This is a genomic window from Curtobacterium sp. VKM Ac-2852 (assembly GCF_013205045.1).
In the GTDB taxonomy this organism is placed as follows: domain Bacteria; phylum Actinomycetota; class Actinomycetes; order Actinomycetales; family Microbacteriaceae; genus Curtobacterium; species Curtobacterium flaccumfaciens.
The window spans coordinates 825394-850253 of record NZ_JABMLI010000002.1; the positions used below are offsets into that span (position 1 = coordinate 825394).

The 24860-nt window shown below is 72.5% G+C and carries 20 protein-coding genes; 15 read left to right on the forward strand and 5 right to left on the reverse strand.

Annotated features, from left to right (window positions below):
• Nucleotides 1–11 precede the first annotated feature (11 nt).
• The 3 genes from HQQ79_RS10305 to HQQ79_RS10315 all read left to right on the forward strand — a co-directional run bounded on the left by HQQ79_RS10305 (nucleotide 12) and on the right by HQQ79_RS10315 (nucleotide 8457).
• The gene (locus tag HQQ79_RS10305) at nucleotides 12–3908 is read left to right on the forward strand and encodes a Pls/PosA family non-ribosomal peptide synthetase (protein WP_173034072.1); all 3897 of its coding nucleotides are present in this window, start codon (nucleotides 12–14) and stop codon (nucleotides 3906–3908) included.
• A gap of 14 nt (nucleotides 3909–3922) precedes the next feature.
• Nucleotides 3923–5248, forward strand: coding sequence for a M1 family metallopeptidase (locus HQQ79_RS10310; RefSeq protein ID WP_367948085.1), 1326 nt, complete (start codon nucleotides 3923–3925; stop codon nucleotides 5246–5248).
• 92 nt (nucleotides 5249–5340) lie between these two features.
• Entirely contained in the window at nucleotides 5341–8457 is a 3117-nt protein-coding gene (locus HQQ79_RS10315) for a DEAD/DEAH box helicase (RefSeq protein WP_367948086.1), read from the forward strand.
• Between the two features lie 4 nt (nucleotides 8458–8461).
• On the opposite strand, the gene HQQ79_RS10320 is transcribed toward HQQ79_RS10315, so the two are convergent.
• Entirely contained in the window at nucleotides 8462–8731 is a 270-nt protein-coding gene (locus HQQ79_RS10320) for a helix-turn-helix domain-containing protein (protein ID WP_173034076.1), read from the reverse strand.
• Nucleotides 8732–8763: 32 nt separating this feature from the next.
• On the opposite strand from HQQ79_RS10320, the gene map reads away from it, so the two are divergent.
• Nucleotides 8764–9531, forward strand: coding sequence for a type I methionyl aminopeptidase (map, locus tag HQQ79_RS10325; RefSeq protein WP_173034078.1), 768 nt, complete (start codon nucleotides 8764–8766; stop codon nucleotides 9529–9531).
• Here map and HQQ79_RS10330 read toward each other — a convergent pair.
• Complete coding sequence (locus HQQ79_RS10330) at nucleotides 9515–10069, reverse strand: 4'-phosphopantetheinyl transferase superfamily protein (protein ID WP_173034080.1); 555 nt, start codon at nucleotides 10067–10069, stop codon at nucleotides 9515–9517. The two genes, map and HQQ79_RS10330, sit on opposite strands and share 17 nt — an antisense overlap.
• Nucleotides 10070–10141: 72 nt before the next feature.
• Nucleotides 10142–10345, reverse strand: coding sequence for a hypothetical protein (locus HQQ79_RS10335; RefSeq protein WP_017885770.1), 204 nt, complete (start codon nucleotides 10343–10345; stop codon nucleotides 10142–10144).
• A gap of 283 nt (nucleotides 10346–10628) precedes the next feature.
• On the opposite strand from HQQ79_RS10335, the gene HQQ79_RS18405 reads away from it, so the two are divergent.
• The 5 genes from HQQ79_RS18405 (at nucleotide 10629) to HQQ79_RS10360 (ending at nucleotide 16059) form a co-directional block, all read left to right on the forward strand.
• Nucleotides 10629–12554 (forward strand): TPM domain-containing protein, encoded by a 1926-nt coding sequence (locus HQQ79_RS18405; protein ID WP_216852361.1) that lies wholly within the window; start codon nucleotides 10629–10631, stop codon nucleotides 12552–12554.
• A 95-nt stretch (nucleotides 12555–12649) separates the two neighbouring features.
• Nucleotides 12650–13375, forward strand: a complete 726-nt coding sequence (locus HQQ79_RS10345; RefSeq protein ID WP_027465798.1) for a PspA/IM30 family protein — start codon at nucleotides 12650–12652, stop codon at nucleotides 13373–13375.
• A 44-nt stretch (nucleotides 13376–13419) separates the two neighbouring features.
• Nucleotides 13420–14241: an arginase family protein gene (locus HQQ79_RS10350; protein ID WP_173034082.1), complete on the forward strand. Its 822-nt coding sequence runs from the start codon at nucleotides 13420–13422 to the stop codon at nucleotides 14239–14241.
• Between the two features lie 55 nt (nucleotides 14242–14296).
• Nucleotides 14297–15700 carry an NAD(P)/FAD-dependent oxidoreductase gene (locus tag HQQ79_RS10355; RefSeq protein ID WP_027465800.1) on the forward strand — a complete coding sequence of 468 codons (1404 nt, stop codon included), beginning with the start codon at nucleotides 14297–14299 and terminating at the stop codon, nucleotides 15698–15700.
• Nucleotides 15701–15702: 2 nt separating this feature from the next.
• Nucleotides 15703–16059, forward strand: a complete 357-nt coding sequence (locus tag HQQ79_RS10360; RefSeq protein WP_173034084.1) for a Fe-S oxidoreductase — start codon at nucleotides 15703–15705, stop codon at nucleotides 16057–16059.
• 919 nt (nucleotides 16060–16978) lie between these two features.
• Here the strand turns inward: HQQ79_RS10360 and HQQ79_RS10365 are convergent.
• On the reverse strand, nucleotides 16979–17797 hold the full coding sequence (locus HQQ79_RS10365; protein WP_173034086.1) for an ABC transporter ATP-binding protein: 819 nt from the start codon (nucleotides 17795–17797) through the stop codon (nucleotides 16979–16981).
• On the reverse strand, nucleotides 17797–18699 hold the full coding sequence (locus HQQ79_RS10370; RefSeq protein WP_231495675.1) for a siderophore-interacting protein: 903 nt from the start codon (nucleotides 18697–18699) through the stop codon (nucleotides 17797–17799). Before HQQ79_RS10370 ends, HQQ79_RS10365 begins: the two co-directional genes overlap by 1 nt.
• 66 nt (nucleotides 18700–18765) lie before the next feature.
• On the opposite strand from HQQ79_RS10370, the gene HQQ79_RS10375 reads away from it, so the two are divergent.
• From HQQ79_RS10375 to HQQ79_RS10400, 6 genes are read left to right on the forward strand one after another with little or no spacing between them, the layout of a single operon-like run.
• Complete coding sequence (locus tag HQQ79_RS10375; RefSeq protein WP_173034088.1) at nucleotides 18766–19776, forward strand: alpha/beta fold hydrolase; 1011 nt, start codon at nucleotides 18766–18768, stop codon at nucleotides 19774–19776.
• Nucleotides 19773–21317 (forward strand): ABC transporter substrate-binding protein, encoded by a 1545-nt coding sequence (locus tag HQQ79_RS10380; protein WP_173034090.1) that lies wholly within the window; start codon nucleotides 19773–19775, stop codon nucleotides 21315–21317. Before HQQ79_RS10375 ends, HQQ79_RS10380 begins: the two co-directional genes overlap by 4 nt.
• A 46-nt stretch (nucleotides 21318–21363) precedes the next feature.
• A complete protein-coding gene (locus tag HQQ79_RS10385; RefSeq protein WP_110859030.1) occupies nucleotides 21364–22317 on the forward strand; it encodes an ABC transporter permease in 954 nt (317 codons plus the stop codon).
• Complete coding sequence (locus HQQ79_RS10390) at nucleotides 22314–23228, forward strand: ABC transporter permease (protein WP_173034092.1); 915 nt, start codon at nucleotides 22314–22316, stop codon at nucleotides 23226–23228. Before HQQ79_RS10385 ends, HQQ79_RS10390 begins: the two co-directional genes overlap by 4 nt.
• Nucleotides 23225–24043: an ABC transporter ATP-binding protein gene (locus HQQ79_RS10395; protein ID WP_173034094.1), complete on the forward strand. Its 819-nt coding sequence runs from the start codon at nucleotides 23225–23227 to the stop codon at nucleotides 24041–24043. Before HQQ79_RS10390 ends, HQQ79_RS10395 begins: the two co-directional genes overlap by 4 nt.
• Complete coding sequence (locus tag HQQ79_RS10400) at nucleotides 24040–24825, forward strand: ABC transporter ATP-binding protein (protein WP_111024546.1); 786 nt, start codon at nucleotides 24040–24042, stop codon at nucleotides 24823–24825. Before HQQ79_RS10395 ends, HQQ79_RS10400 begins: the two co-directional genes overlap by 4 nt.
• Nucleotides 24826–24860: the final 35 nt, after the last annotated feature.

Sequence of the window (24860 nt, forward strand, 5' to 3'; positions counted from 1 at the left end):
AAGAGGCCTCGATGACCATCGGAACCGGGAACGCGCAGCTCGAACTCGCCCGCGGCGGCGACGCACCCGCCCCACGGACCCTGTTCGACGTCCTGGCGGCGACCGCGGCGACCCACTCGGACGCGACCGCCCTCGAGGACCCCGCCGGCAGTGTCGACTACGCCGCCCTGCTCGACCTCGTGCGCGCGCAGGCCGACGACCTGGCCCGCCGCGGTGTCCGACGGGGTGACCGGGTCGGGGTGCGGATCCCCTCCGGCGGGCGCGACCTGTACCTGTCGATCCTCGCCGTCCTCGCCGCCGGAGCGGCGTACGTGCCGGTCGACGCCGACGACCCCGAGGAGCGCGCCACCCTGGTGTTCGGCGAGGCCGGTGTCGTCGGGGTGATCGGCGCGGGCGGTGTCCTGCGCGACCGCGACGGCACGGAGCTGCCGGTGACGGACCCCGCGGCGAGCGCCGAGCTCCCGCGCGAGACCGACGACGCGTGGATCATCTTCACGTCCGGGTCGACCGGGGTGCCGAAGGGTGTGGCGGTCACGCACCGCAGTGCTGCGGCGTTCGTGGACGCCGAGGCGCGGATGTTCCTGCAGGCGGCGCCGATCGGTCCGGGTGACCGGGTGCTGGCGGGGCTGAGCGTGGCGTTCGACGCGTCGTGCGAGGAGATGTGGTTGGCGTGGGGGCACGGTGCCGCGTTGGTGCCGGCGCCCCGTTCTTTGGTGCGGACGGGCGTGGACCTGGGGCCGTGGCTCATCGCGCACACGATCACGGTGGTGTCGACGGTGCCGACGCTGGCGGCGTTGTGGCCGGACGATGCGCTGGAGCAGGTGCGGCTGGTGATCTTCGGTGGTGAGGCGTGCCCGCCGGAGCTGGCGGCGCGCATCGCGAGTCGTGACCGTGAGGTGTGGAACACGTACGGGCCGACCGAGGCGACGGTGGTGGCGTGCGGGTCCCTGCTCGACGGGAGCCAGCCGATCCGGATCGGGTTGCCGCTGGACGGGTGGGACCTCGCCGTGGTGGACGGTGCCGGACAGCGGGTGGAGCCGGGCGGCGTCGGTGAGCTCGTGATCGGCGGGGTCGGGCTGGGGCGGTACCTCGACCCGGCGAAGGACGCGGAGAAGTACGCGCCGTTCCCGGAGCTCGGGTGGGAGCGGGCGTACCGGAGCGGGGACCTGGTGCGGTACGAGCCCGAGGGGCTGGTGTTCCAGGGGCGTGCGGACGACCAGGTGAAGCTCGGTGGCCGGCGGATCGAGCTCGGGGAGATCGATGCGGCGTTGCAGGCCCTGGACGACGTGGCGGGTGGTGCCGCGGTGGTGCAGCGGACCACGGCGGGCAACCAGGTGCTGGTCGGGTACGTGGCCCCGGTGGCCGGGGCGACGGTGGACGTGGCTGCGGCGAACGCCCGGTTACGGCAGGAGCTGCCGGCGGCGCTGGTGCCGTTGGTGGCCGTGGTGGAGTCGCTGCCGACGCGGACGTCGGGCAAGGTCGACCGCGCGGCGCTGCCGTGGCCGTTGCCGGGGGCCTCGGACGCGGCGATGCTGCCGGACACGGTGGCGTGGATCGCCGAGCGGTGGGCGGCGATCCTGGGGGTGCCGGTGGCGAGCGTGGACGACGACTTCTTCGCGCACGGCGGTGGGTCATTGACGGCGGCGCAGCTGGTGTCGGCCATCCGCGAGCGGTTCCCGACGACGACGGTGGCGGACGTGTACGACCACCCGCGGATCGGGGCGTTGGCGGCGGCGCTGGACGAGTCCGGCCCGGTCGAGGCGTCGTCGCGTGACGTCACGCCGGTGCCTCCGGCGACGGGGTTGCTGATGACGCTGCTCGGGCTGCCGGTGCAGGTCCTCCGGGGGTTGCGGGTGCTGACGTGGACGGCGCTGGTGGCTGCGGTGCTGCACGCGACGACGCTGCCGTTCCTGCCGGTGCTGCCCTGGCCGGTGCTGGTGCTGGCGCTCCTGGTGTTCGTGACGCCGATCGGCAAGATGGCGCTGACGGTGGTGCTGGCGCGGCTGCTGCTCGCCGGGGTGCGGCCGGGGTCGTACCCCCGCGGTGGTTCCGTGCACCTGCGAGTGTGGTTGGCCGAGCGGATCGCCGAGGCGGTCGACGGCCCGTCGACGGCGGGTGCCCCGTGGATCAGCTACTACGCCCGGGCACTCGGTGCGCGGATCGGCCGGGACGTCGACCTGCACACGTTGCCGCCGGTGACGGGGATGCTCACGATCGGCAAGCGTGCGTCGATCGAGCCCGAGGTCGACCTGGCCGGGCACTGGCTCGACGGCGACGTGTTCCACCTGGGGCACGTCCGTGTCGACGAGGACGCCGTGGTGCGCAGCCGGACGACGCTGCTGCCGGGGGCGCACGTCGGTGCGGGTGCCGAGATCACGGCGGGTTCCGCCGTCGGCGGCCCGGTGCCCGCTGGCGAACGCTGGGCGGGGGCGCCGGCGGAGCGCACCGGGTCGGCTCGTGACGACCGGGAGGCCCGTCCCGCGACCCGTCGACGCTGGCTGCTCGCGTACGGGGCCGGGTCCCTGGCCGTGGCCGGGTTGCCGGTGGTCGGTGTCGCGGTCGGCCTGCTGGTCGCCCTCGCCCTGGTCGGGCGGGCGTCGACCCTGGGCGACGCGCTGCTCCGTGCGCTGGTGACGGTCCCCCTGGCGACGGTCGTCGCCGGTGCGGTGTACGCGCTGCTGGTGGTGGTCTCGGTGCGGCTGCTCGGCATCGGGCTGCACGAGGGGCGGCACCCGGTGCGCTCCCGGATCGGCTGGCAGGTGTGGTCGACCGAGCGGGTGCTCGACGCGGCGCGCACCCTGCTGTTCCCGCTGTACGCCTCGCTCGTGACGCCGGTGTGGCTGCGGCTGCTCGGTGCCCGGGTCGGTCGGGACACCGAGATCTCGACGGTGCTGCTCATCCCGGCGTTGACGCAGATCGCGTCGGGGGCGTTCCTGGCCGACGACACGATGGTGGCGACGTACGAGCTCGGCGGCGGTCGGGTGCGGATCGGTCGCTCGAAGGTCGGCCGTCGGGCGTTCCTCGGCAACAGCGGGATGACGGGTGCCGGACGCTCGGTGCCACGTGAGGCCCTGGTGGCGGTGCTGTCCGCGGTGCCGAAGAAGGCCAAGCGCGGGTCGTCGTGGCTCGGGTCGCCCCCGGTGCGGCTGCGGCGTGCGGCGACGGAGTTCGACGAGGCGCGCACGTTCCGCCCGTCCAGGCGGCTCAAGGTCGCCCGCGGCTGCTGGGAGCTGCTGCGCCTGGTGGCCCCGATGGTCTCCGCCGCCATCGCGCTCGGCGTGGCCGGAGCCCTGCTGGCGCTGTGGTCGGTCGTCGGGATCGGGTGGACGGTGCTGCTCGCCGGGCCGGTGCTCATCGCCGCCGGTGCCGTCGCCGCCGTGGTGTCGACGATCGCGAAGTGGGCGTTCGTCGGCCGGATCACCGCCCGGGAGCACCCGCTGTGGTCGTCGTTCGTGTGGCGCAACGAGGTGCAGGACACCTTCGTCGAGACCGTCGCCCGGCCGTGGTTCGCCGAGCAGGCCACCGGCACCCCCGCGCTGGCCGTCTGGCTGCGGAGCCTCGGTGCGACGATCGGCCGCGGCACCTGGCTCGAGACGTACTGGCTGCCCGAGGCCGACCTGGTCACCATCGGCTCCGGGGCGTCGGTGGCGCGGGGCACGGTCGTGCAGACGCACCTGTTCCACGACCGCGTGATGCAGCTCGACACCGTCCGGATCGACGCGGGTGCGACCCTCGGGCCGCACAGCGTGGTCCTGCCGGCGGCCGGCATCGGTGCCGGGGCGACCGTCGGGCCGTCCTCGCTCGTGATGCGGGGCGAGCAGGTACCGACGGGCTCCCGCTGGTCCGGCAACCCGATCGCTCCGTGGACATCCGCAGCACCGTCGGTGACCGCCCCACCGACGCCATGAGGTTGACTGTCCCCGTGCCCTCCGATCCCGCCGCAGACCCGTACACCCCGCACAGCGGCGACCGACGGTGGAGCGCCGAGCACTACGAGCTCCGTCTCGACTACCGCGTCGCCACGAACCGCCTGGACGGCACCGCCACGATCACCGCGCGCGCCCTCGAGCCGCTCGACAAGGTCGTGATCGACCTGCACGGGCTCACGGTCGACCGGGTCGACGTCGACGGACGCCGGGCGAAGAAGGTCTCGACCGCGACGCACAAGGTGACCGTCACCCCGGCCGACCCCATCGCCGCCGACACCGTGTTCAGCGTGCACCTGCGGTACCGCGGCACCCCGCACCCCGTCCGGAGCGCATGGGGGCAGCTCGGCTGGGAAGAACTGTCCGACGGCGTCATCGTCGCCGCGCAGCCCACGGGAGCGCCGTCGTGGTTCCCGTGCAACGACCGCCCCGACGACAAGGCCACGTACCGGATCGAGATCGCGGCCGAGGCGGCGTACGACGTCCTGGCGAACGGGGAGCTGCTCGCCAAGGAGCGCGACCGTGTCGGGACCCGCTGGACCTACGCCACCACCGAGCCGATGGCGACCTACCTGGCGACCGTGCAGATCGGCCGGTACCGCACCACGAAGCTGCGCACGAGCGGGGTCCCCGTCACGCTGCACCACCCCGCCGACCTCGCCGCCGCCGCGAAGACCGACTTCGGCCAGGTGCCGGAGATGCTCGCGCTGTTCGGTGACCGGTTCGGCCCGTACCCGTTCGCGGCGTACGGCGTCGTGGTGACCGACGACGACCTGGAGATCCCGCTCGAGGCCCACGGCCTGGCGGTGTTCGGCCGGAACCACGTCGACGGCGAACACGGCACCGACCGCCTCATCGCCCACGAGCTCGCCCACCAGTGGTTCGGCAACTCCGTCACGGTCACCCGGTGGCAGGACATCTGGCTGCACGAGGGGTTCGCCTGCTACGCCGAGTGGCTGTGGTCCGAGGACCGCGGCGACGACACCGCCGACCAGCTGGCCGAGCGGTACCGGCAGGGACTGCTCGAGCAGCCGGAGGACCTGGTGGTCGGTGACCCGGGCGCGAAGGACATGTTCGACGACCGCGTCTACAAGCGCGGCGCCCTCGCCCTGCACGCCGTCCGCCGCACGATCGGCGACGACGCGTTCTTCACCGGGCTGCGGAGCATCACCGAGCGGCACCGGCACGGATCCGTCACCGTGCCCGACGTGCTCCGTGCGTTCGCGGACGCCACCGGCCGCTCCGTCGCGGACGTCCGGGCGGTGACCGGACCCTGGATCGACGAGGCGTCGGTGCCGGCGCTGCCGGCGCGCGTCGACTAGCGGGCTCCCGCCGCGCACGACGACCAGCTCGCCGTGCAATATCGTCGAACGGGGCGGCCGTTGGTGAGCGGCCGGTGAAGGGGGACACGCTCGTGAGGCAGACCAAGGCGGGACGGGCTGACAGCGTCGTCGAGTTCTGGCGGATGTTGGAGCTGTTTAGCCCGCAACCGATACCGAAACGCCGTGGCCCGGGTGTCTCGGAGTGGACTCCAGGCAAGCGTCTCCCGTGGGAGTCCCGCCCTGACGATGATCGGGACCTGGTCCAGCACCACGTCGTCTACCTCGGTCCCTACCCACTCGCAGGCATCTACGACTGGCTGCATCAGGCGTTCTCCGACGCTCAGGATGCCTTCGATTCACGGCCACCTGGGGAGAGCGCTTGCGCGGCACTCGTGGTCGACGAACACGGATCACTGGTACCAGGCTCGCCGACACTGTCGTCAGCGCTCTGGGCCGTCGGACGTATCAGGGCCGGCGACGATCGGCCATCGGAGTGGGTCGAGGCGTTCTCGCCGGCCGCGGAGCAGTTCACGGAACGCGTGACGGATCTCGTCGGCGAGGATGAGGACGACGGAACCACGCCGATCATCGGCGCCACGGCGATGCGCGAACTCCTCGAGGCCGCACATGCGAGTGCCGGCGTCACCGGACTCTCACGACTCGCAGGGCAGGACGTCCGTATCCGAAGTGTGCCGGTGAAGCGGGCAGCGCCGGACCAAACGGTCGACTCCGACTTCCTCAACAGTTTCTTCCTCGGAGACCTCACCGTCGTCCGGAATGCGGTGGACGCTGGTGACGTCGGGGCAGCGCTCAGGTCGTACCTCACACCAGACGGCGCAGTGGACGAGGAGTCGCGACACGACGTAGCGGCCGATGTCCAGGCCGAGAACGACCTGCTGGGTCCCTCGAAGATCCCACTCGGCCGGTGGCCGGCGTCGGCGACACACCACCTTGCGCGCAGTCAGCAGTTCGCCGTCAACCATCTGTTCGACGCTCTCGGGGACACAGGCGGAACCCGCGGTGTGAACGGCCCGCCGGGCACCGGGAAGACCACGATGCTCAGGGACGTCCTGGCGGGCAACGTCGTCGAGCGGGCCCGCACGCTCTCCCGCTTGCCAGACCCGAGTGCTGCTTTCTCACCGACCACGCACAGGTGGACGGCAGACCAGTACACCATGAGCGTTCCCGCCCTGATCCCGAGTCTCACCGGGTACGAGATGGTCGTGACGTCCGCGAACAACGCCGCCGTCGAGAACGTCTCCGAAGAACTCCCGTCGAGCGATGCCCTCGGCGAAGAGTTCGGAGACGCTGAGTACTTCGCGGACATCGCCACTTCCCTGCTGGACAAGCGGAAGGCGCCCGACAAGGACCCGCAGGCGTGGGGCCTCGTCGCCGCGAAACTCGGGAACAAGAAGAACCGGGGGCGATTCCACTCTGCATTCTGGTTCGGCGCCCGTGACGGCTCACGTCCCGGGCTCCAGGACATCCTGAAAGCGGTCAAGAACGGTGAGCGTGAACCGGCCGACTGGGCTCGGGCTCGCGAGGAGTTCAAAGCCGCTGAAGGCCTCGTCCAACGGCTCCTCGAGGAACGAGCCGCGGCAGCCCGACGGATCGCCGATCTCGAGTCCACGACTGCTTCCCTCCGCAGCCTCCGCGACCAGGAAGAGCGATCGCTGCACCAGCTCCGGCGCGCGCGGACAGCAGTTGCGGAACGGCAAGCCGTTCTCGAAGCTGCGCAACGACGTCAGTCCGAAGTGCAGCAGCGTCTGTATTCAATCATCGCGTTGCGTCCCGGTTGGGTGGAGGCACTCCTGACTCTCGGAAGGGCACCACGCGAGTGGCGAAGTCAGGTCACTCCCGTGATGGCGGAGCAGACGCAACGTCGACGGGAAGTGGGGTTCGCCGACGTTGAGTACGCAAGTGCACAGCACACCGCCACGGTCTCTGACGAGCAACTCGGGGCAGTCCGCACCGCCATGGCGGATACGCAGACGACCGCCGACTCCCTCGCCTCCCTCTGTTCCGAGGATCGCACCCGGTACGGAGACGCGTACCCGCTCGACGACACCTCCGTGGACCGCTTCCACACGCGAGCACCGTGGCTCGACCCCGAGCTCGACCGTGCACGCTCGATGCTCTTCCTCCAGGCTCTGCGGCTGCATCGGGCCTGGTTGGAGAACACTGTCGACAAGACGCTGCCAGGGTTGCGCGCCGCCGTGTCGGTCGTCGCCGGAAGCGCACCAGCGGGGCTTTCACCAGAAGCCGCGAAGGCTGCCTGGCAGCTCTTCTTCATGGTGGTCCCGATGGTGTCGACCACGTTCGCGTCGATCAGTCGGATGTTCGGTGCACTCGGATCGGAAGCCCTCGGCTGGCTGCTCATCGACGAAGCGGGACAGGCCTGTCCTCAGTACGCGGTCGGGGCCATCTGGCGTGCACGGCGAGTACTCGCAGTAGGTGATCCGTTGCAGCTCACGCCCGTGGTCACGATGCCGGCCAAGGCACAGCGTGACATCGCCACCGCGTTCGGCCTGACCTCCCTGTGGATCCCACCCGCAGCCTCGGTGCAGACGCTCGCAGATCGGGTCTCACCGTTCGGCACCACCTTGGCCGTCGGAGACGACGACAAATGGGTCGCGGCGCCCCTCCGCGTGCACCGGCGGTGTGACGACCCGATGTTCTCGTTGTGCAATCGGATCGCGTACGGCGGCCTCATGGTGAGCGCTGTCCACCGTTCACTCAAGGGTCCTAGCGGTCCCGATCGCTTCGACGGCACGGCCGGCCCGATCATCGCGAGCAGCTACTGGGCGGACACCCCCGCAGAGACTCCTGGTTCGCATCTGCAGGAGCGAGAGTTCGAGCGCCTCGGGCTTGCCATGGAGTACCTGCAGACGCACGGCGTCGACGCACACGAAGTCATCGCGGTCTCACCCTTCCGCGCCGTCGCGAATCGTCTCGAGAGCTTTTCGAGGGACTACCCCGGTATGCATGGTGGGACCGTGCACACCGCCCAGGGCCGCGAGGCTGAGGTCGTGTTCCTCGTGCTCGGAGGCGATCCTGATGCACCCGGCGCGAAGGCGTGGGCATCGGAATCGGTGAACCTCGTGAACGTCGCCGTCAGCAGGGCAAAGCGGCGGCTGTACGTCATCGGTGATCGCACTGCGTGGGCCGAGTTCCCGTTCTTCCGCGACCTCGCCGCCTCGCTCGGCTAGCCCGTCAGGCGATGTCCGCGGAGTCCGCCGGGTCGCAACTGACCTCGGACCACACCGCGTCGAGCGAAAGCCCGACCACGCCCGCGACCGACGCGATCGTCGAGAACGCCGGCGTCGCGATGCGGCCGGTCTCGATCTTCCGGAGCGTCTCCGGCGAGATCCCCGCGGCCAGGGCGGTGTCCACGATCGATCGCGGACCACGGGCACGACGGAGCAGCGCACCGAGGCGACGACCGCGCGCGACCTCGTCGGGGCGGAGTGGGAGACGGACCATGACCACATAGTAATACCGGTATGATCATCCGCGTGATCGAGATCCTGACCCCCGCCGAGGTCGACAAGGGCCGCGCCACCGGAGCCCTCGTCGGCACGATCCTGCAGACCCTGCGCGAACGCACCCGCGTCGGCACGAACCTGCTCGAGATCGACCGGTGGGCGAAGCAGATGATCGAGGCCGCCGGTGCCGACTCCTGCTACGTCGACTACGCGCCCTCGTTCGGCCGTGGTCCGTTCGGCCACCACATCTGCACGGCCGTGAACGACGCCGTGCTGCACGGGCTGCCGCACGATCAGGTGCTGCACGACGGGGACCTGCTCACCCTCGACCTCGCGGTGTCCCTGGACGGCATCGCCGCCGACGCCGCGATCAGCTTCGTCGTCGGCACCCCGCGCTCCGAGGACCTCGCCCTCATCGACGCCACCGAACGCGCGCTGGCCGCGGGCATCGCCGCCGCCGGACCGGGCGCCCGCATCGGTGACCTGTCCCACGCGATCGGCACGGTCCTCGAAGCCGCGGGCTACCCGGTGAACGTGGAGTTCGGCGGACACGGCATCGGCTCCACCATGCACCAGGACCCGCACGTGTCGAACACCGGGCGCCCCGGCCGCGGTTACACGCTGCGGCCCGGACTCCTGCTCGCGCTCGAACCGTGGGTGATGGCGGACACCGACGTCCTGGTCACCGATGCCGACGGGTGGACCCTGCGGAGTGCCACCGGAGCGCGGACCGCCCACACCGAGCACACCATCGCGATCACCGAGGACGGCGCCGAGGTGCTCACGCTCCCCCGCTGACCGTCCCGACGACCTCGACGGACAGGCCGCCCGCCGCGACGACGAGCACCACGTCCGGCGCGGGGGACAGCACGGTGAGCGGTTGTCCGACACCCTCGAACCGGGCGGTGCCGGCGGCGACGTCGACCTCCACCGCGAGCGGGTCGACGCGCAGCCCGCGACCGTCGCGTTTCAGCACGGCCTCCTTGGCCGCCCACGCGGTGGCGAGGATCGCCGGGTCCCCGTCGGCGCGACGGAGTTCGTCCGGGGTGAAGGCGTCGAGCGGTGCGGCGGCGACCCGCGACACCCGTTCGACGTCGACGCCGAGCGCCGACGGCCCCACCGCGAGGGCGACGACCCCCGGTGCGCGCGCCAGGCTCACGCCGACCACTGTGCCCGCGACGCTCGCCCACGGACGACCGTGGTCGGTCCCCGCGCAGTGCGGGCAGACGCGCCCCGCGCGCACCGCGACCGGCTCGACGCCGGTCGCCGACGCGACGGCGGCGACCAGGGCCTCCCGGTCGTCCGCGCGGTCAGCAGCCGGCGTCTGGAGCGTCACCGTGACGGTCTGGAGGCACGACCCACCTACCCGGGCAGCGCCCGTCGGTCGTGTGGTCGCGCCCAGAGCGGATCAGGCGTGCGTCAGCGCGATGAGCGCGACGTTCATGGTGCTGTACTGACCCTCGGATCGGGTCGCCTGGCGAACTCGTCCGCGCAGGACCTCGTAGCGGCCGTCGTGCTCGCGCACGAAACCGATCACACCCGTCGCCGGAGTCGACACCCGGTGGTAGCCGTCCTCGAGCGGGACGACCTCGGTGCTCGTGGTGCGTTCCATCGTTCTTCCCCTTCCGTTCATCCTCGAACAGTGGCGCCAGCATACCCGGTACGGGGGACAAGACGTCCACAGGAAGCACGGTCCGGAGCGTTCCCCCAGAGTCTGGCGGTGCCCCTGCGTGGCCTGGATAGACTCCGGGCGACAGCGCCCTCGTGGCGCGGTCCGGTGCGGTGCCACGGGGTACCGACCGGCGACGGACGGAGGACGGATGCGAGCGGTCCAGCACGGATCGGGCACGGACGGATCGAGCGGGCGAAGGGGGACAACGCGGCTGTGGAGCCGTGTGACGGCGGCCCTGGTCGCGATGCTCATCGTCCTGGCTCCGGCAGCGACCGCCCACGCCACGGCGCCCGTCGACCTGGGCGGCGCGTACGTCCTCGACGAGGCCGACGCGCTGACCGCCTCCCAGCAGTCGAAGGTCGAGCAGGCCGTGCAGGACCTGTACTCCGAGACCCAGACGCAGCTGTTCGTCGTGTTCGTGCCGTCCTTCACCGACCCCACCGACCACACCGAGTGGGGCCGGGCCGTGATGGAGCAGAACCAGATTGACACCGACGGCATCCTGCTCTCGGTCGCGGTCGACGAGCGCAACTACGACGTCCAGCAGACGAACGAGACCGCGATCTCCTCGTCCGACGTGGAGAACGCCGTCAACGACGCGCTGCTCCCCGAGCTCAAGCAGGGCGACTGGTCCGGCGCCGCCGTGGCCTTCGCCGACGGGCTGACCCAGTCGCAGGCCCCGGTGGACCTCACCTGGCTGTGGATCCTGCTGCTCGTCGTGGTCGTCGGGCTCATCGTCGCGGTCCTGGTCATCCGGACCCGGAACAAGCGCCGCACCGCCGCAGCGACCGAGGCGCAGGAAGCCTCGCTCGCCGACCTCGAACGCACCGCCGGCGGCGCCCTGGTCACCATCGACGACGAACTCCGCACCGCCGAGCAGGAGGTCGGGTTCGCGAGCGCGCAGTTCGGGCCGGACGCCGCCAAGCCCTTCGCCGACGCCGTGCAGGCCGCCCAGCGCGAGGTCCGCAAGGCCTTCACGATCCGGCAGCAGCTCGACGACGAGATCCCCGACACCCCCCAGCAGCGCGCCGAGTGGGCGAACCAGATCATCGTGATCTGCGAACGGGCGCACGCCGCGATCGAGGAGCAGACCGAGGCGTTCGACCAGCTCCGGTCGCTCGAGGACGGCGTCGAGGACGCAGCCGCGTCGCTCGCCCAGGCCGTGGCTGCCGCACCGGCATCGGTCGGAGCCGCCGCCGCCGCACTCGACCGCGTCCGCGCCCGCTACGCCGGCCGCACCCTCGCCACCGTGGCGAACAACGTCGACCAGGCCCACCAGGTGCTCGCCTTCGCCACCGAACGCTCGAACGCCGCCACCGCCGCCATCGCCGCCGGCGACAAGGGCGAGGCGGTCGTCGCCGTGCGCGACGCCCAGCACGCGCTCGCCCAGGTGCAGCAGCTCACCGACGGCGCACTCGCCGCCGAGCAGTCCTTCGACGAGGCCACCGCCCGCGCCGAGGCGATGCGCATCGACATCCAGGGCGACGTCGCCGCCGCCCGCAGCCTGCGCTCGGGCGGGCCGGACCTCGCCGCCGCGGTCACCCGCGCCGAGGCCGTGCTCCGCCAGGGGCTCGACCCGAAGGACCCGGTGGCGGCCGTCGACGCGCTGACCCGGGCGAACACCGAGATCGACCAGGCCATCGCCGCGGCACGGGGTGCCGAAGAACAGCGTCAGCGCGCCACCCAGGCGCTCGACGCGGCCCTGCGCGACGCCCGGAACCGGATCAGCCAGGCTCGCGACTACGTCTCCCTGCACCGCGGCGGCATCGGCCCGACCGCCCGGACCCGGCTGTCCGAGGCCCAGCGTGCCTACGACGACGCCGTCGAGCTCGCCCCGAGCAACCCCGGCCAGGCACTCAACGCCGCCCGCGCGGCCGAGCAGTACGCCGCCGCAGCGATGGACGCCGCCAACGACGACCTCGGTGGCTGGGGTGGCGGCCAGGGCGGTGGCGGTGGTGGCGCCCAGCTCGGTGGCCTGGTCACCGGACTCGTCCTCGGCGGCCTGCTCGGCGGTCGCGGCGGCAGCTACGGCGGCGGCTCGTTCGGGGGCGGCGGCTTCGGCGGAGGCGGCGGGGGCTTCGGCGGCGGTGGCGGCTTCGGCGGCGGCGGCGGCGGGGGCGGCGGCTTCTCCGGCGGCGGCCGCTTCTGACCCGACGGACTCCCCCGGTACCCAGAACCCGACACGACCCGACACGACCCGACCCGACAACACCGTCCACAGGACTTCCACGAAAGGGAACAGCAATGGCCAAGCAGACCATCTTCGGACGCATCTCCACCCTCGTGCGCGCGAACATCAACCAGATCATCGACGACGCCGAGGACCCGCAGAAGATGCTGGACCAGCTCGTCCGCGACTACACGAACAACATCGCGGACGCGAAGACCGCGATCGCGCAGACGATCGGCAACGTGCGCCTGCTCGAGCAGGACCACGAAGAGGACAAGAAGGCCGCCCTCGAGTGGGGCCAGAAGGCCGCCAACGCCTCCGCCGCCGCCGACAAGTACCGCTCCGAGGGCAAGTCGGCCGAGGCGGACAAGTTCGACAACCTCGCCAAGATCGCGATCGGCAAGCAGATCGCCGCCGAGCAGGAGGTCAAGGACGCGGAGCCGAACCTGGCGTCGCAGAACGAGGCCGTCGAGAAGCTCAAGACCGGTCTCGCCGGCATGGAGCAGAAGCTCGAGCAGCTCCGCGCGAAGCGGGACAACCTCGTCGCCCGCTCGAAGACCGCCGAGGCGCAGTCCCGCGTCAACGACGCCCTCGGCAACATCGACGTGCTCGACCCGACGAGCGACCTCGGCCGCTTCGAGGAGAAGGTCCGCCGCGAAGAGGCGAAGGTGCTCGGCCAGCAGGAGCTGCAGTCGTCCAGCCTCGACGCCCAGTTCGAGAGCCTCGAGGACGTCGGCAAGGACGCCGAGGTCGAGGCACGGCTCGCCGCGCTGAAGTCCGGCGGATCCTCGAGCATCTGACGAACGCCCTGACGACGCCGGACCCCAGCTGACAGACTGAGACGATGCACTTCCTCGTGGTCGGTCAGTGGCAGGGTTCGGCGTCGTCGCGCGCGATGCGGCTCGGGGACGGCGCGTCGGCGATCGCGGCCGACCTCCCCCGGGCGTCCACCACCGTGGTCGACGTCCCGGCCGGGGCGGGTGACCGCCTCGAGACCGCCGTCGCCCGCTACACCTCGGTGCTCGCCGTCGCCGAACGCGTCGCCGAGGAAACCGCCGTCGCCACCGAACCGGTGCTCGTCGTCGGCGGCGACGGCGCCAGTGTCCTCGGCGCGACCGCCGCCCTCGCACCGGACACCGCGTTCGTCCGCATCTCCGGGTCCAGCGGGTACCGCGCGCTCAACCGAGCCCAGCCCGTCGCCGCCGAGACCGCCTCCCTGCGCCTGCTGGTCGACCGCCCCGACGACCTGTTCCCCGGCCTGCCCGTGGTGCCGGCGTCCTCGGTCGTCGTCGCCGGGGTCCGCGGGGTCGAGGACGCCGAACGGGCCGCCCTCGACAAGGCCGGGATCGTGCACCTCGACGTCGACGCCGCCACCCCCGACGCCCTCGCCGCAGCGGTCGAGCGGACCGGTGCCGCATCGGTCTTCGTGCACGTCGACCTCGACGTCCTCGACCCGTCCGAGGTCGACGGACTCCTCGAACCCGTCCCGTTCGGCCTCGACGGCGCAGCGCTCGTCGAGCGCATCCAGGCCGCGACGCGCGGCCGCCGCCTCGTCGGCGCCGCGCTCACCGGATTCGCCCCCGTCGACCCGGACCGGGCGGTGGACGACCTCGGCGTGATCCTGCGCGTCGTCGGAGCGGTGACCAGCGCCTCCCGGGTGGGCTGACCACGGGCACGACGCGACCGGCGGACCCCCTGCCGGTCCGCGTACGCTCGGCAGCATGACGGACTACGACCTCATCGTGATCGGAGCCGGCGCTGTCGGCGAGAACGTGGCGGACTACGCCAGGAAGCGCGACCTTTCGGTCGCGATCGTGGAGGCCGAGCTCGTCGGCGGCGAGTGCTCCTACTGGGCGTGCATGCCCTCGAAGGCGCTCCTGCGCAGCGGACACGCCCTCGCCGCCGCCAAGCGGCTCGACGGTGCGAAGCAGGCCGTGACCGGCACGCTCGACGCCGCCCACGTGCTCGCCCGCCGCAACTCGTTCACCTCCGACTGGAAGGACGACAGCCAGGTCTCGTGGCTCGAGTCCGCCGGCATCGACCTGATCCGCGGGCACGCCCGCATCACCGGCCCGAAGACCATCGACGTCGACGGCGAGACGCACACCGCGCGCGCAGCTGTCGCGGTCGTCACCGGTTCCCTGCACACGCTGCCCCCGGTGCCCGGTCTCGCCGAGGCGAAGCCGTGGGGCACCCGCGAGGGCACCAGCGCCCAGCAGGTCCCCGAGAGCCTGCTCGTCATCGGCGGCGGCGTCTCCGGCTCCGAGCTCGCAACCGCGTGGGCGTCCCTCGGCGCGAAGGTCACCCTCGTCGCCCGGCACGGTCTGCTCGGCGGCATGGAGCCCTTCGCCGGGGAACTCGTCGCCGACTCCCTACGCGAACTCGGCGTCGACGTCCGCACCGGCGTCAACCCGGTCCGGGTCGACCGCGACGAGCACGGTCTCGTCACCACGGAGCTCGACGACGGCACCACGGTCATCACGAGCGAGGTGCTCGCCGCCACCGGCCGCGCCGCCCACACGCGTGACCTCGGGCTCGAGACCGTCGGCCTGACCGCGGGCGACTGGCTCGACGTCGACGACACCATGCTCGTGCACGGCACCGACTGGCTGTACGCCGTGGGTGACGTCAACCACCGCGTCCTGCTCACCCACCAGGGCAAGTACCAGGCGCGCGCCGCCGGCGAGGCGATCGCCGCCCGGTACCAGGGCACGCCGCTGCACACCGAGCCGTGGGGTGCACACGTCGCCACCGCCGACCACGCCGCCTCGCCGCAGGTCACCTTCACCGACCCCGAGGTCGCGAGCGTCGGCCTGACCGAGGCGAAGGCCCGCGAGCAGGGGCTGAACGTCCGCGCGGTGGAGTACGACCTCGGTGCGATCGCCGGGTCCTCCCTGCAGGCCGACGGGTACACGGGCCGCGCGAAGATGGTCGTCGACGAGGACCGCGGGGTCGTCGTGGGCGTCACGTTCGTCGGCCAGGACGTCGCCGAGATGCTGCACGGCGCGACCGTCGCCGTCGTGGGCGAGGTCCCGATCGACCGCCTGTGGCACGCGGTGCCGGCGTACCCGACGATGAACGAGATCTGGCTCCGCCTGCTCGAGACGTACGGCCGCCCGGCCTGAGCGTGCGCAACCCGCTGCTCGACTCCGCCGTCTCACGTGCGGGGTGGGTGTTCGCGACCGCCGTCGGACTCGCCGTAGGCGTCCCCCTGTCGACGGGGCGGATCCGGGTGGAGGACGGGCTCGTGGTCTGCACGGGGCTGCCGCGCTGGGTCTTCCGGCGCGGGGGCACCTGCGTCGGTTCGGTGTACCTGACCCGCGACAACGACGGCCCGCGGGTGCTCCGGCACGAGCGGGTGCACGTCGAGCAGTGGCGCCGGTACGGCATGCTCATGCCGCTGCTCTACGCCGTCGCCGGGCGGGATCCCCTGCGGAACCGGTTCGAGGTCGAGGCCGGCCTGGAGGACGGCGGCTACCGCTGACGGGGGCGGGTGCGGCTACCGCTGACGGGTGCGGGTGCGACCTCGGCGGACGTGTCGGCCGGCGGCTCGGTCGGTCACAACACCCCGCCGGGAGCGCGGCGAGCGGTCGCAGACCGTCGCCTGCGGCGCCGCCAGCCGACAGTTCGTGACCACACGACGCCCTGCCGACGACGTGTCGTGACCACTCGGCGGCAGGCCCTCCAGGCGACGAAACGCGACCAGTCGACGGCCTGGAGGCGCGTGGCGGCGCCGCCCCGCGCCTCCCGGCCGCCGCGCCCCGCCCCCACTGCACCCGCCCGCCGGTCACAACACCCCGCCGGGAGCGCGGCGAGCGGTCGCAGACCGTTGCCTGCGGCGCCGCCAACCGACAGTTCGTGACCACACGACGCCCGGCCCACGACGTGTCGTGACCACTCGGCGGCAGGCCGGCCAGGCGACGAAACGCGACCAGTCGACGGACTGGAGGCGCGTGGCGGGCCCGCCACGCGCCTCCCGGCCGCCGCGCCACGCCCCACTGCACCCGCCCGCCGGTCACAACACCCCGCCGGGAACGCGGCGAGCGGTCGCAGACCGTCGCCTGCGGCGCCGCCAACCGACAGTTCGTGACCACTCCGCGCCCGGCCCACGACGTGTCGTGACCACTCGGCGGCAGGCCGGCCAGGCGACGAAACGCGACCAGCCGACGGCCTGGAGGCGCGTGGTGGCGCCGCCACGGGCCTCCCGGCCGCCGCGCCACGCCCCACTGCACCCGCCCGCCGGTCACAACACCCCGCCGGGAGCGCAGCGAGCGGTCGCAGACCGTCGCCTGCGGCGCCGCCAACCGACAGTTCGTGACCACACGGCGCCCGGCCGACGACGTGTCGTGACCACTCGGCGGCGGGGCCCAGCGCGGCAGCCAGGCGGCAGCGCCGCCCGCGCGTCAGGCCGCGCGCCGCCGCGGCACCACGAGGGGCGTGCCGGTCTCGGGGTCGGGGACGACGACGCACGGCAGGCCGAAGACGTCCTCGACGAGGTCCGCGGTGAGCACCGACGCCGGCTTCCCCGCCGAGACGATCGCCCCGTCGCGCATCGCGATGACGTGGGTGGCGTAGCGCGCAGCCTGGTTCAGGTCGTGCAGCACCGCGACGACCGTGCGACCGGCGGCGTGCAGGGTGGAGGCCAGTTCGAGCACGTCGTACTGGTGCGCGATGTCGAGGAACGTCGTCGGCTCGTCGAGCAGCACGATGTCGGTCTGCTGCGCGAGCACCATCGCGATCCACACCCGCTGCCGCTGCCCGCCGGAGAGCTCGTCGACGCTCCGGTCCGCCAGTTCCACCGTCGCGGTCTGCTCGAGTGCGGCCTGCACGGCCTGCCGGTCGGACCCGGAGGACGGGTGCAGCAGGTCCTGGTGCGGGAACCGGCCCCGGGACACGAGGTCACGCACGGTGATGCCGTCGGGGGCGATCGGGGTCTGCGGGAGCATGCCGACCCGCCTGGCGACGGCCTTCGGGCGGTACGAGTCGATCGGTGCCCCGTCGAGGAACACCGTGCCGGCTCGCGGCTTCAGGGTGCGGGCGAAGGACTTCAGCAGCGTCGACTTGCCGCAGGCGTTCGGCCCGACGATGACCGTCAGCTCGCCGTCGGGGATGTCGACGTCGAGGGTGTCCACGACGACCCGGTCGTCGTAGGCCAGGGTCAGCCCGCGGGCCCCGAGCGCGGTGGTCGGGACCGGACCGAGCACGGTGCCCGCGTCCGACATCAGTGCTCGGCCTTGCCGTGCCGCCAGTACCCCATGAACGCGACCTGCTTGCGGTCGATGCCGACGCCGCGCACCAGGTGGCGGCGGAGTTCCTTGACGCAGCCGGCTTCACCGGCGATCCAGGCGTACACGGGGCGCTCGTCGACCGGGGCGGGGACGTCCCACAGCACCTGCTCGTCGACGTCGACGTCGGTGAGCTCGGCGGCCGGCTCGCACGCGGCGGCGGACGACGGCGCGACGGTGGAGGCCCAGGCGTGCACTTGGTCGGTCATCCGGACCCCGTGGGTGGCGCCGTTGCGGGCGATCCAGCGGACCTCGACCCCGGCGGGCGCGGTGACCGGCAACCGGTCGGCGTCGGTGGGCACCTCGATGAAGACGTGGCCGACGGTCGAGACGTCGAGCGCTTCGAGGATGGCGCAGATGGCCGGTGCGGCGGTCTCGTCCCCGGCGAGCAGGATCCGGTTCGCGTGTCCGGGAGCGAACTCGGCGGCCCCGGTCGGCAGGTCCTCCGGCGACTCGGGGACCCGCGGCCCGACGATGCGCAGCTCGTCACCGACGCGGCAGGCCGACACCCAGCGCGACGCCGGACCGGTGTCGCCGTGCGCGACGAAGTCGATGTCGAGTTCGCGGGCGTCCGGGCGGAACGAGCGGACCGTGTACGTGCGGAGCGGGTTGCGGGTCTCGTCCGGCAGCGCGCGCCAGGCTGCGTACCAGTCCTCGTCCTCCGGCAGTTCGGAGAAACCGATGCCGGGCAGGGGCAGCACGATCTTGATCCGCTGGTCGAGACCGACCGAGGAGAAGTCGGCGAGCGCGTCGCCCGTCAGTGTCACCCGGACGAAGTTCGGGGTGAGCGACGTGACGGCAGCCACGCGGACGGAGAAGACGCGATACCGGGTTGCCACGGAATCGAGTATGGCATGCCTTACCTAACGTCTCCAGGCCCCCGGAACGGTGCGAGGATCGTCCCCGTGTCCGAAGCCCCCGACGACGAATTCGCCGACCTGCCCGCCCTCGCCAGCGCGAGCGGCGTCCCGGAGCCGCTCCGCGCCTCCAGGCAGGTGGTCCGCACCGCGGACGGACAGGAGATCTCCGCGATCCGGTGGGGCGACGACGGCCAGGAGGCCCGGATCACCTACCTGCACGGGCTCGGCATCGACGCCCACAGCTTCGACACCACGGCACTCGTCGTGGGCGAGCCGGCGGTCGCCCTCGACCTGCCCGGCCACGGCCGGTCGTCGTGGCGGGAGGACGCGGACTACGCGGCGACCGCGACGGCGCCGAGCGTGCTCGCCGCGCTCGACGCGCTCGCGGTGCCGCCGGGCATCGTCGTCGGCCACTCGCTCGGTGCCATCCTGTCCGCCCGAATCGCGGCCACCGCGCCGGAGCGGGTGACCGGGCTCGTGCTCGTCGACATGTCGCCGGACTTCGCACAGCGTGCGGTGGACCGGATCGCCCGCGCGCTCGAGGCCGAGGAGCCGTTCGAGTCGCTCGAGCAGGTCGTCGACCGGGCGATCGAGGCGCGGGTCGGCGACGACCGGCAGGTGCTGCTGCGCGAGGCCCGGCACACCACGGCTCTCGGTGCGGACGGGCGACTCGTGCGCCGCCACCACTTCCCGCACCTGCCCGCCGGGCGGACGTCGTCGGTGGGGCGCTTCGCCGATGCGTGGCCGGACCTCGAGGCACTGCGGGTGCCGATCCTGCTCGTCCGGGGTGACCGCGGGTACGTCTCCCCGAAGCTGCACGCCGGGTTCGCCGAACGCCTGCCGGACGCCGAGATCGTGACGGTCACCACGCGGCACGCGGTGCAGAACCAGGCACCCCTCGAACTGGCTTCGGCGATCCGGGCATGGGCCGAGCGGCACGGATTGTTGCACCCGATCGAAGAACCGTCGCCGGACGGCGCCAGCCGCCGGTACCCTCGTGCGAGCGCGAGGCCCGATCCCAGCCCTCGTGCCCGGAAGGAACCCACCACCCCATGAGTCCGCTCCTGCCCCGTCGCACCGCGCACACCTCGCGCATCGGGCGCGCTGCCCTCGCCGCCACCGCGGTCGCCGTCGTCTCCGCCCTGGCGCTGGCCGGCTGCTCCGGCTCGTCCGACTCCACCGGGGGCAAGGACGCCACGGTGCGCGTCGGGCTGGTGCTCGAGCCGACGAGTCTCGACATCCGCACCCAGTCCGGGGCGGCGCTCGACCAGGTACTCATCGACAACGTGTACCAGGGGCTCGTCGGCCGGACCGCCGAGGGCGACATCCGCGACGTGCTGGCCTCGTCGCACGAGGTCTCGGACGACGGCCTGACCTACACGTTCACGCTGCGGGACGGCACGACGTTCCAGGACGGCAAGCCGGTCACCGCGGCCGACGTCGTGTGGTCGCTCGAGCAGGTCAAGTCGAACGACTCGTACGTCGACTCCGCCAAGCTCGCGGGCGTCACGTCGATCACCTCACCGTCGGACGACTCCGTCGTGCTGCAACTGGCGAAGCCGGACTCCGACCTGCTCTGGAACCTGACCGGCCGCTCCGGCCTGGTGCTCGAGAAGGCCGCGGACAACGACCTGTCCGACAGCGCGAACGGCACCGGTCCGTTCGAGGTGGCCGACTGGAAGCAGGGCGACTCGCTCACCTTCGACCGCAACGAGGACTACTGGGGCACGAAGGCGAAGGTCGCGAAGATCGTCTTCCGGTACATCACGGACCCGTCGACCGCCGTCAACGCGATGGCGAACGGTGACCTCGACGTCCTGAACCCGGTCGACGGCACGCTCAAGAGCCAGCTGCAGGGCAACGCCGACATCGCACTGCACAGCGGCAAGACGACCGACAAGTACACGCTGGCGTTCAACAACCGCAAGGAACCGTTCACGGACGAGCGCGTGCGGCGGGCCATCCGGCAGGCGATCGACGCGAAGGCGCTCATCAAGGCGATCGGCGGCACCGGCGTGGAGCAGGGCGGCCCGATCCCGGAGCTCGACCCCGGCTACGAGGACCTCACCGACATCGACGCGTACGACCCCGCGAACGCCAAGAAGCTCCTGGCCGCCGCCGGCCAGCAGGACCTGAAGCTGACGCTCACCTACGCGAACATCTACCCGACCACGATCGGCGACGTGCTGAAGTCGCAGCTCGCCGACGTCGGGATCACCCTGACGGTCAAGCGTGTCGACTTCGCCACCTGGCTGTCCTCGGTGTTCCAGGCACCGAAGTCCGGCGAGCGGGACTTCGACCTGTCGATGGTCGACCACGTCGAGGCCCGTGACTTCGGCAACTGGGCGAACCCGGACTACTACTTCGGCTACGACAACGCGAAGGTGCAGGCGCTCTACGCCCAGTCGATCGCGGCGACCGACGAGGCCACGAAGACCGAGGCACTCCGCAAGGCTGCACGCATCGTCAGCGAGGACGCGGCCGGTGAGTGGCTCTACACGGCGACCGAGATCACCGCGGTGCGCTCCGGCGTGACGGGCTTCCCGGTCGACGGCGGGAACTCGCGCCTCGACCTGGCGAAGCTCGCGGTCAAGTGAACCGGAGCGGCCGCGGCGGGGAGTCCGCCCCCGTAGCATCGGTGTCGTGACCCGGTTCCTCATCGGGCGGGTGCTCCTGCTCGTCGTCGGCCTGCTCGTGGCGAGCGTCATCATCTTCGCCACGCTCCGCGTGCTGCCCGGTGACGTCGCCCAGGTCGTCGCCGGTACGCAGTCGACCCCCGCGCAGGTGGAACAGCTCCGGCAGCAGCTCGGACTCGACCGGCCCGTCGTGGTGCAGTACCTCGACTGGATCGGTGGGGTGTTCCGCGGCGACCTCGGCCGCTCGCTGGTGACCAACGGTGCCGTCGCTCCGGAGATCGCGCAGAAGCTCGCGATCACCCTGCCGCTCGCCGCGATGTCACTGGCGACCGCACTGGTGATCGGCGTCCCGCTCGGGGTGATCGCCGCGGTGCTCCGTCGCCGCCCGGGCGGTGCGGTGATCGGGTTCGCGGCGCAGGCGGTCGCCGCCGTGCCCGTCGTGTGGGCCGGCATGCTCCTCGTCGCCCTGTTCGCGGTGACGCTGCACTGGCTGCCGACGCAGGGCTTCCCGCTCGACGGCTGGTCGGAACCCGGGCGGGCGTTCGCGTCGCTCGTGCTGCCCGCGCTGACGATCGGTGCCGTCGAGGGTGCCGTGATCCTCCGGTTCACCCGGTCCGCCACGCTCTCCGTCCTCGACGCCGACCACCTGCGCACGGCCGCCGCCGTCGGGCTCACCCGCACGCAGGCGCTGCTCCGCCACGGTCTGCCGAGCGTCGCCCTCACGGTGCTCGCCGTGCTCGGCGTCCAGATCGCCGGGCTGCTCGTCGGTGCCGTCGTCGTCGAGCAGCTGTTCTCACTGCCCGGGGTGGGCCGGATGCTCGTGACCGACGTCGGCCGCCGCGACATCACGAAGGTGCAGTCGGAACTGCTCGTGCTCACCGGACTCGTGCTGCTCGTCGGGTTCGCCGTCGACGTCGTGCACCGCACCCTCGACCCCCGACAGCGCGAGGTGCAGGGATGATCCGCCGCCTGGTGTCCCGACCGACCGGGGTCTTCGCCGTCGTCGTGCTCGGCCTGCTGCTCGTGCTCGCCGCCGTGTCGCTCGTCTGGACACCGCAGAACCCGTTCCGCGCCGACCCGTTCCACCAGTGGGAGGGGCCGAGCGCCGCGCACTGGTTCGGCACCGACGCCGCCGGCCGCGACATCGCGAGCTACCTGCTCGCCGGCACCCGCACCACCGTGCTCGTCGCCGTCGGCTCCGGGGTGATCGCGAGCGTCGTCGGCATCGTCCTCACCGCGATCGGTTCGCTCACCGCCCGCTGGGTGCGCGAGGGCACCGCGGTCCTGCTCGACATCCTGGTGGCGTTCCCGACCCTGCTCACCGCGATGCTCCTGACCGCGGTGTTCGGCGGGTCGCTCGGCGTCGTGATCGTCAGCGTCGGGCTGTCCTTCGGCGTGACGATCGCCCGCGTGGCCCGCGGTGAGATCCGGCGGATCGCCCGCAGCGACTACGTGACCGCGGCGCGGGCGTCCGGCGTCGGCGGTGCCGGGGTGCTCTTCCGCCACCTGGTGCCGAACGCGGCGCCGCTGTTCACCGTGCAGCTGTCGCTCGCGATGGCCACGGCCGTGCTCGCCGAGGCCGGGCTGTCCTACCTGGGCTACGGTGCCGGGTCGGACACCGCGTCGTGGGGCAGCCTGCTGTCCGACCTGCAGACCTACATCGGGGTCCACCCCTGGAGTGCGACCTGGCCGGGAGCCGCCATCGCGATCGTCGTCGCGGCACTGTCGTTGCTCGGCGACGCGGTGCGGGACGCCTCGGATCCGCGACTGACGACGAGCGACCGCACGACGACCGACGGCACGACGACCGACGGCACCGCGAGCGACCGGAGCGCCGACCCGGCCACGACCACGCCGGGGGTGACCGCATGACCGACCACGCAGCCGGCACCGGCACCGCCCACGCCACCGCAGCCTCCGGGCTCGAGGTGCACGGGTTGTCGGTCCGCATCACGGGGCGGACGATCCTCGACGACGTCAGCTTCACCGTGCCTCCCGGCCAGCGCGTCGGCGTGATCGGCGCGAGCGGATCCGGCAAGTCGATGACCTCGCTCGCCCTGATGGGCCTTGCGCCCACCGGCGCCGTCGTGACGGGCAGCGTCCGCCTGGACGGCACCGAACTCGTCGGCCTGCCCGACCGCGAGCGCGCGCGACACCGTGGGGCGGGCATCGCGATGGTGTTCCAGGAGCCGGGGACGGCGCTCGACCCGCTGCGCCGGGTCGGCGCGCAGATCGCGGAGCCGCTCCGGCTGCACCGCGGGCTCGACCGGCGTGCGGCCCGCGCGGCGGCCGTCGACCTGGCGGCGTCCGTGGGCCTGCCCGACCCGGAGTCGCTGCTGCGGCAGTACCCGCACCAGCTGTCCGGCGGGCAGCGGCAGCGGATCTGCATCGCGATGGCGATGGCGGGCGAGCCGTCGTACCTGGTGGCCGACGAACCGACCACGGCGCTCGACGTCACCACCGAGGCCCGCATCCTCGACCTGTTCGAGCACCTGCCGGCGGGCATGGTGTTCGTCACCCACGACCTCGCCGTGCTCGCGCGCATCGCCGACACCGCCGTGGTGCTCGACGCCGGCCGGGTGGTCGAGCAGGGCCGCGTCGCGGACCTGCTCGCCGCACCGCAGCACCCCGCCACCGCCGCGCTCGTCGACGCCGCACGTGCCACCGCCAGGAGGACCGGCCCGTGACCCTCCCCGTCCTCGAGGCCACCGGTCTCCACCGCACCTACCGACTCCCCCGCCGCGGCCCGTTCGAGCCCGGTCCGGTCCGCACCGCCGTCGACGGTGTCGACCTGACGGTCGCCCCCGGCGCACGGCTCGGCATCGTCGGCGAATCGGGATCCGGCAAGTCCACGCTGGTCCGGCTGCTCGCCGGCCTGGAGGCCCCTTCCGCAGGCACCGTCGCCGCCTCCGGCCGTCCGGTGGTCGCGTCCCGGTCCGCGCGTGCGTTGCGCTGGTTCCGTCGCGAGACCGGGGTGGTGTTCCAGGACCCGTACGCGTCCCTCGACCCGCGGATGCGCGTCGGCGCGATCGTCGCCGAGCCGCTGCGGGCCCTGCAGGTCCCGGGCTCGCACGACGACCTGGTCCGTGCCGTGCTGGAGCGCGTCGACCTGCCCGCCGACACGGTCGACCGGTACCCGCACGAGTTCTCCGGCGGGCAGCGACAGCGGATCGCGATCGCCCGGGCCGTGGTGCACTCGCCGCGGATCCTGTTCGGCGACGAGCCGATGAGCGCCCTCGACGTGGTCGTCCGTGCCCGGGTGATCGAGCTGTTCCGGTCGCTCGCCGACGACCTCGGGCTGACGCTCGTGCTGGTGTCGCACGACATCGGGGTCGTGCAGCGGCTGTGCGACACGGTCGCGGTGATGTCCGACGGCCGCATCGTCGAGCACGGGCCGGTGTCCCTCCTCGACGCGCCGCAGCACCCGGTGACGCGGGCGTTGGTGGCGGCGGCGCCGACGCTGCCGTAGGCGGGGCTGCGCGGGGGTCGCGCGGGGCGGGTGCG

Excerpts from the sequence above, each read along its gene's own strand:
- HQQ79_RS10305 (WP_173034072.1), top strand. The coding sequence starts at position 12 with ATGACCATCGGAACCGGGAACGCGCAGCTCGAACTCGCCCGCGGCGGC.
- HQQ79_RS10320 (WP_173034076.1), bottom strand. The coding sequence starts at position 8,731 with ATGGTCCGTCTCCCACTCCGCCCCGACGAGGTCGCGCGCGGTCGTCGC.
- HQQ79_RS10335 (WP_017885770.1), bottom strand. The coding sequence starts at position 10,345 with ATGGAACGCACCACGAGCACCGAGGTCGTCCCGCTCGAGGACGGCTAC.
- HQQ79_RS10345 (WP_027465798.1), top strand. The coding sequence starts at position 12,650 with ATGGCCAAGCAGACCATCTTCGGACGCATCTCCACCCTCGTGCGCGCG.
- HQQ79_RS10350 (WP_173034082.1), top strand. The coding sequence starts at position 13,420 with ATGCACTTCCTCGTGGTCGGTCAGTGGCAGGGTTCGGCGTCGTCGCGC.
- HQQ79_RS10355 (WP_027465800.1), top strand. The coding sequence starts at position 14,297 with ATGACGGACTACGACCTCATCGTGATCGGAGCCGGCGCTGTCGGCGAG.
- HQQ79_RS10365 (WP_173034086.1), bottom strand. The coding sequence starts at position 17,797 with ATGTCGGACGCGGGCACCGTGCTCGGTCCGGTCCCGACCACCGCGCTC.
- HQQ79_RS10380 (WP_173034090.1), top strand. The coding sequence starts at position 19,773 with ATGAGTCCGCTCCTGCCCCGTCGCACCGCGCACACCTCGCGCATCGGG.
- HQQ79_RS10390 (WP_173034092.1), top strand. The coding sequence starts at position 22,314 with ATGATCCGCCGCCTGGTGTCCCGACCGACCGGGGTCTTCGCCGTCGTC.
- HQQ79_RS10395 (WP_173034094.1), top strand. The coding sequence starts at position 23,225 with ATGACCGACCACGCAGCCGGCACCGGCACCGCCCACGCCACCGCAGCC.